The 6,079-nt window shown below is 69.5% G+C and carries 6 protein-coding genes; 3 read left to right on the top strand and 3 right to left on the bottom strand.

Annotation, left to right across the window (positions count from 1 at the left end; translation table 11 throughout):
- Window positions 1–2,258, bottom strand: a 2,258-nt coding sequence (locus tag G5C51_RS39055; protein WP_165245181.1) for a transglycosylase domain-containing protein, incomplete at its 3' end; no start/stop codon positions are given.
- A gap of 394 nt (window positions 2,259–2,652) precedes the next feature.
- Between G5C51_RS39055 and G5C51_RS39045 the strand changes: the two genes are divergently transcribed.
- Window positions 2,653–2,976, top strand: a complete 324-nt coding sequence (locus tag G5C51_RS39045; RefSeq protein ID WP_206314800.1) for a WhiB family transcriptional regulator — start codon at window positions 2,653–2,655, stop codon at window positions 2,974–2,976.
- A 64-nt stretch (window positions 2,977–3,040) separates the two neighbouring features.
- Here G5C51_RS39045 and bagB read toward each other — a convergent pair whose 3' ends face one another.
- Both bagB and bagA read right to left on the bottom strand, forming a co-directional pair.
- Window positions 3,041–4,378: an ATPase BagB gene (bagB, locus tag G5C51_RS39040; protein ID WP_165245177.1), complete on the bottom strand. Its 1,338-nt coding sequence runs from the start codon at window positions 4,376–4,378 to the stop codon at window positions 3,041–3,043.
- The gene (gene bagA / locus G5C51_RS39035; protein ID WP_165245175.1) at window positions 4,375–5,349 is read right to left on the bottom strand and encodes an ATPase BagA; all 975 of its coding nucleotides are present in this window, start codon (window positions 5,347–5,349) and stop codon (window positions 4,375–4,377) included. The genes bagB and bagA overlap by 4 nt, the downstream gene beginning before the upstream one ends.
- Before the next feature lie 31 nt (window positions 5,350–5,380).
- Between bagA and G5C51_RS43505 the strand changes: the two genes are divergently transcribed.
- The gene (locus tag G5C51_RS43505; RefSeq protein ID WP_165245173.1) at window positions 5,381–5,542 is read left to right on the top strand and encodes a Sp36 family protein; all 162 of its coding nucleotides are present in this window, start codon (window positions 5,381–5,383) and stop codon (window positions 5,540–5,542) included.
- A complete protein-coding gene (locus G5C51_RS39025; protein WP_165245171.1) occupies window positions 5,539–6,006 on the top strand; it encodes an Atu1372/SO_1960 family protein in 468 nt (155 codons plus the stop codon). Before G5C51_RS43505 ends, G5C51_RS39025 begins: the two co-directional genes overlap by 4 nt.
- The last annotated feature ends 73 nt before the right edge of the window (window positions 6,007–6,079 follow it).

Raw genomic sequence — 6,079 nt, 5'->3', positions numbered from 1 at the left:
TTCCCGTTCCCGCCCCCGTTGTTCCCGCCGATCACGCCCCCGTCGGTCGTGCCGACATCAGTCCCGCCGATCGGCGAGGGCAGCGTAGGGTCCGGCTGCGGGTCGTTGCCGCCGGGCTTGTCGTCCCAGCCCTCGTCCCACCAGCTGTCGCCGCCGTCGTCACCCTCGTCCTCGTCCTCGTCGTGCTTCTTCTCCGGCTTCGGGATGTGCACGAGGTTGAACTTCGGCGCCGGCTTGCCCTCCAGCGCGCCCGACATCGCGTCCCGCCAGATCGGGCCCGGGGTGTCCGCGCCGAAGACCTTGTCGTGGTACGTCGGGCCGATCTGGATGTCGACCATCGAGACCTTCTTGGCCGCGCCGCCGACCCACACCGCACCGGCGAGGTTCGGGGTGTAGCCGACGAACCAGGCGTTGGTCCGCTCGTCCGTCGTACCGGTCTTGCCCGCGTTGTCCCGCCCGGTCAGACCCGCCTGCTTGCCGGTGCCGTCCTCGACGACGCCGCGCAGCAGGGTGTTCATGCTGTCCGCGGTCTTCTCCGACATGACCCGCTTGCAGCTGCTCTTCGGTACGGGGAGGCGCTTGCCGTTCGCGTCGGTGATCGACTCGATCGCGATCGGGGTGCAGTAGACGCCCCGGTTGGCGAAGGTCGCGTACGCGTTCGCCATGGTCAGCGGCGCGATGGTGGCCGAACCGAGGGTCACGGACGGGGCCTGCGGCAGCTCCGCGCCGTTGCCCATCTGGATGCCCATGTCCTTGGCGAGGTTGGTCACCGGGCAGATCCCGATGTCGCTGATCATGCCGACGAAGTACGTGTTCACCGACTTCGCGATGGCTTCCTTCAGCGCGTACGGGCCGACCTCTTCCTCGTTCTCGTTCTCGACCGTCGCGCCCTCGCCGTTCGTCCAGTCGCCCTTGCAGCTCTTGACCGGGCTCGGATAGCGCATCTTGTACGGCGACGGGTAGCTCTTCCCGATCGAGGTGCCCTGCTCCAGCGCGGCCGCCGCGGTGAACGGCTTGAAGGTGGAGCCGACCTGGTAGCCGTAATACGAGCCGCCCATGCTCTTCTCGACCGAGAGGTTCTGCTGCGTCTCGTTCTTCTTGACCGAGAAGCCGTACGGCCGGGACTGCCCCATCGCGCGGATCTTGCCGGTGCCCGGCTCGACCATCGACACCGCGGTGGCGACCCGGTCCGACTGGTAGACGTGCTGGCGGATCGACTTGTTCGTCGAGTCCTGCGCCTGCGGGTCGAGCGTGGTCTTGACGGTCAGGCCGCCCTGCTTCCAGCGCGCCGCCCGTACCTTCTCCGTCTTGCCGAAGGCCTTGTCCTTGAGGAAGACCTCGCGGACGTAGTCGCAGAAGAAGCCGGCGCCCTTCACGGCGGTGATGCAGCCGTTGCGCGGCTGGCTGACCTTCAGGCCGAGGCCCTTCTTCTTGGCGGCGTCCGCCTGGTCCTGGCTGATGTACTTGTTGTTCGCCATCCGCTGCAGCACGAGGTTGCGGCGCTTCTTCGCCTCTTCCTCGTCGTTGACCGGGTCGTAGCGGCTCGGCGACTGCACGATGCCGGCGAGCATCGCCGCCTCGGTCAGCGACAGGTCCTTGGCGGGCTTGGAGTAGTAGCGCTGGGCGGCGGCCTCGACGCCGTAGGCCTGCTCGCCGAAGAAGGCGATGTTCAGGTAGTTCTTCAGAATCGTCTTCTTGCCGAGCTCTTCCTCGACCTGGATCGCGTACTTCAGCTCTTTGATCTTGCGGCCGATGGTCTGGCGGGTGGCCTCGGCGACCTTCGCCTCGTTCTCGCCCGCCTCCTCCACGAAGACGTTCTTCACGTACTGCTGGGTGAGCGTCGAGGCGCCCTCCTGGACCTGGCCGGCCTGGGCATTGCTGTTGAGCGCGCGCAGGATGCCCTTGAGGTCGACGGCGCCGTGCTTGTAGAAGCGCTGGTCCTCGATGGCGACGATCGCCTGCTGCATCACCGGCGCGACGTCGTTGAGCTCGACGACCGTGCGGTTACGGGCGTACACCGACGCGATCTCATTGCCCTTGACGTCCAGGATGGTGGACTTCTGACTCAGCGGCGGCTGCTTCATGTTGACCGGCAGCTCGTCGAAGCCTTCGACGGTCTCCTTGGACATCAGGCCGAGCGCTCCGATGGCGGGCAGGGAGATGCCGGCCAGCACGGAGCCCGCCAGGACGCTCACACCGACGAACTTGGAGGCCTGCTGAAAGACCGTGAGGCCGCCTCCGGGGCGCTTGTATGCCATGCGGTCAGCCTAACTTCAGAATCGCCGGACAGCCGCCCGTGTGTTCGCTTACTCTGTCCACGACTGCCTCACCGATGCGGTTCCGCCTCACCTCCGTCGTCACTCCTGTGAGTGATTAGACCTGCCCGAATTGCCGACCTCTGGTGGCAAGGGTCCGGATCGTGGCGACGGAAACTGGTCGGATCTCAGGTGTTTTGCCTGGTTAGCCGCGCTTGCCCTCCCCTCACTCCGGTGGGTGATCTGCCGCGTACGCATAGTCCGTTCGGGCCATTCAAGATTGGGCCCGAAGGGGGTGTTGCGCCTTGCGCTCCTTCCGTAACGTCCTCAACTGGCAACGGTGAATATGCCGCTGCCGCCGTGGGGGAGCCTCAATTCGGGAGAGGACGGCGCCAGCATGGGCTGGGTTACCGACTGGAGTACACAGGCAGCGTGCCGCACCAGTGATCCGGACGAGCTGTTCGTCCAAGGGGCGGCGCAGAACAGGGCCAAGGCGGTGTGCACCGGGTGTCCGGTGCGCACAGAATGCCTGGCCGACGCCCTCGACAACCGAGTGGAGTTCGGTGTCTGGGGCGGGATGACCGAGCGGGAGCGGCGCGCATTGCTGCGGCGCAGGCCCACGGTCACCTCTTGGCGCCGGCTGCTCGAGACGGCCAAGCATGAGTACGAGCGCAGCGCGGGCCTGGTGCCCGAGGAGGAGTACGTGGCAGCCGTCGGCTGACCCGTAGTCTCCGCCCGCGAAGCGCGCAGCGCTCACTGCGCGCCGTGCGGGCACCGCGCCCGGATTACGCGGCCGGGCCGCCGGCACTTTCGGCGGCGTCGGACGCGAGCCGCTCCGCGATGTCCCTGAGCCCTGCCAGGTCGTGGACATCGCCAGGGAGCGCCGCGACCTGCGCCACCGGCACCTCGGGGTGCAGCGCGGCGAAGCGGTCACGCGTGCGCCGCTCGCGCGCCAGCAGCTGCATCCGTTCGGCATGCAGTCGCAGCAGCGCGGCCGCGACCGTATCGGCCGGGGCTGTCGCTGCTGACGGGTAAGGCTGGGCGGACGCACTGCTCTGATCTGCCTGCTCGGGGAGGTCTTTACGTTCTGCCGGGGCGCCTTCGGGAGAGGCGGTGCCACCGTGGTCATTGGTGGCACGCCCTCCAGCCTGCCCGCCCGGCTGATCCACAATGCCCAGTTCGTCAAGATTTTCTGCGGCGGCGAGGGCCCGTTCGGCGCTCAGCTGATCGGCTCCGGAGCCATGCACCCGATTGAGTACGAGCCCGGCCAGCGGCATCCCGTCGCCGGCCAGCCGCTCCACGAAGAACGCCGCCTCGCGCAGCGCGTCCCGCTCCGGGGCGGCGACCACGAGAAAGGCCGTGCCGGGCGCCTGCAGCAGCTTGTACGTGGCGTCGGCGCGGGTGCGGAAGCCGCCGAACATCGTGTCCATCGCGGCCACGAACGTCTGCACATCGCGCAGCAGCTGGGCGCCGAGCAGCTTGCCCAGCGTCCCGGTCATCATCGACATCCCGACGTTCAGGAACTTCATCCCGGCCCGGCCGCCGACCTTCGCCGGCGCCATCAGCATGCGGATGAACTTCCCGTCGAGGAACGAGCCGAGCCGCTGCGGGGCGTCCAGGAAGTCGAGCGCCGACCGGCTCGGGGGCGTATCGACGATGATCAGGTCCCACTCGTCGCGCGCCCGCAGCTGGCCGAGCTTCTCCATCGCCATGTACTCCTGGGTGCCGGCGAAGCCCGCGGAGAGCGACTGGTAGAAGGGGTTCTCCAGGATCGCGCGGGCGCGGTCCCGGTCGGCGTGCGCCTCGACGATCTCGTCGAAGGTCCGCTTCATGTCGAGCATCATCGCGTGCAGCTCGCCGTCGCCGTCGATGTCCTTGATGCGCCGCGGGGTGTTGTCGAGCGAGGCGATGCCCAGCGACTGGGCGAGGCGTTTGGCCGGGTCGATGGTGAGGACGACGGCGTGCCGGCCGCGCTCGGCGGCCCGTACACCCAGGGCCGCCGCGGTGGTCGTCTTGCCGACGCCGCCGGAGCCGCAGCAGACGATGATGCGGGTCTCCGGGTCGTCGAGGAGGGCGTCGACGTCGAGGCGTGGCGCTTGGTCGAGGCTCTGCTCGGTGCTCATGCGTTCCACTGCTTCCTGAGCTCGGCGGCGAGGGTGTAGAGCCCGGCGAGATCCACGCCCTCGGCCCGCAGCTCCAGCTCGTGGGTGGGCAGGCCGAGGGCCGCTATCTCGGCGCGTTCGGTCCGCTCCAGCGCCAGCCGCGCGGCGTGCTCGCGGGCCTGCTCCAGCAGCGGGCCGACCAGCCGCTCGGCCTTCGCGCCCCGGCTGGCGCCGCCCAACCCCGCCTGGGACAGGGCGCGGGCGATGGCGGGCTTGTCGGCCTCGGCGCCGGCGAGGGCGGCCTCGCCGAGCAGGGCCGGGCGGACCATGTTGACGATGACCGCGCCGACCGGCAGCCCGGCGGCGCGCAGCTCGGCGACGCCGTCGACGGTTTCCTGTACGGGCATCTCCTCGAGCAGCGTGACCAGGTGCACGGCGGTCCAGGAGGACTGCAGCACCCGCATCACCGCCTGCGCCTGCTTGTGGATCGGCCCGACCTTCGCGAGCCCTGCCACCTCGGCGTTGACCCCGAGGAAGCGGGCGATGCGCCCGGTCGGCGGGGCGTCCATGACGACGGCGTCGTAAGCCGCCGTCCCGTCCTTGTTGCGGCGGCGGACGGCCTCGCAGGCCTTGCCGGTCAGCAGCACGTCCCGTACGCCCGGGGCGATGGTGGTGGCGAAGTCGATCGCGCCGATCTTGCGCAGCGCACGGCCCGCGCCGCCGAGGCGATAGAACATCTGGAGGTAGTCGAGGAGCGCCTGCTCGGCGTCGATCGCCAGGGCGTACACATCGCCGCCCTGGCGGGATACGGCGATCCGCCGCTCCTCGTAAGGCAGCGCTTCGGTCTCGAAGAGCTGCGCGATGCCCTGGCGTCCTTCGACCTCGACGAGAAGGGTCTTCTTCCCCTCCTCGGCGAGGGCGAGCGCGAGGGCGGCGGCGACCGTGGTCTTCCCGGTCCCGCCCTTGCCGCTGACCACATGGAGCCTGCTCACGACCCCGAGCGTACTGCCGTAGGCTCGCCCTATGACGAAGTGGGAGTACGCGACTGTGCCGCTGCTGGTGCACGCGACCAAGCAGATTCTGGACACCTGGGGCGAGGACGGCTGGGAGCTCGTGCAGGTCATTCCCGGCCCCGGCGGCGGCGAGCAGCTGGTGGCCTACCTGAAGCGGGAGAAGCAGGCGTGAGCGGTCGGGTCGAGGCCCAGCTCGCCGAGCTGGGGCACACGCTGCCCGAGGTGGTCCCGCCGCTGGCGTCCTACCAGCCGGCCGTGCAGTCCGGGGTGTACGTGTACACCGCCGGGCAGCTGCCGATGGTCGAGGGCAAGCTGCCGGTGACCGGCAAGGTCGGCGCCGAGGTCACGCCGGAGGAGGCCACGCAGCTCGCGGAGCGGTGCGCGCTGAACGCCCTCGCCGCGGTGAAGTCGGTCGCCGGCGACCTGGACCGGATCAAGCGGGTGGTGAAGGTGGTGGGGTTCGTCGCGTCGGCGTCGGACTTCACGGGCCAGCCGGCCGTCCTGAACGGCGCGAGCGAGCTGCTGGGCGCCGCGCTGGGCGAGCGGGGCGTGCACGCGCGCTCCGCGGTGGGCGTGGCGGTGCTGCCGATGGACTCGCCGGTGGAGGTAGAGATCCAGGTCGAGCTGGAGAGCTGATTTCCAGCCCGTCCGGCGTTTGAGGACGAGGCGCGAAGCGCCGATCCGGGGGTCTGGGGGCGGAGCCCACAGG

This window comes from Streptomyces coryli, from assembly GCF_011044975.1.
GTDB lineage: Bacteria > Actinomycetota > Actinomycetes > Streptomycetales > Streptomycetaceae > Streptomyces > Streptomyces coryli.
This window is presented reverse-complemented; position numbering and strand designations above follow the sequence as displayed.

Excerpts from the sequence above, each read along its gene's own strand:
- G5C51_RS39045 (WP_206314800.1), top strand. The coding sequence starts at position 2,653 with ATGGGCTGGGTTACCGACTGGAGTACACAGGCAGCGTGCCGCACCAGT.
- bagB (WP_165245177.1), bottom strand. The coding sequence starts at position 4,378 with ATGAGCACCGAGCAGAGCCTCGACCAAGCGCCACGCCTCGACGTCGAC.
- G5C51_RS43505 (WP_165245173.1), top strand. The coding sequence starts at position 5,381 with ATGACGAAGTGGGAGTACGCGACTGTGCCGCTGCTGGTGCACGCGACC.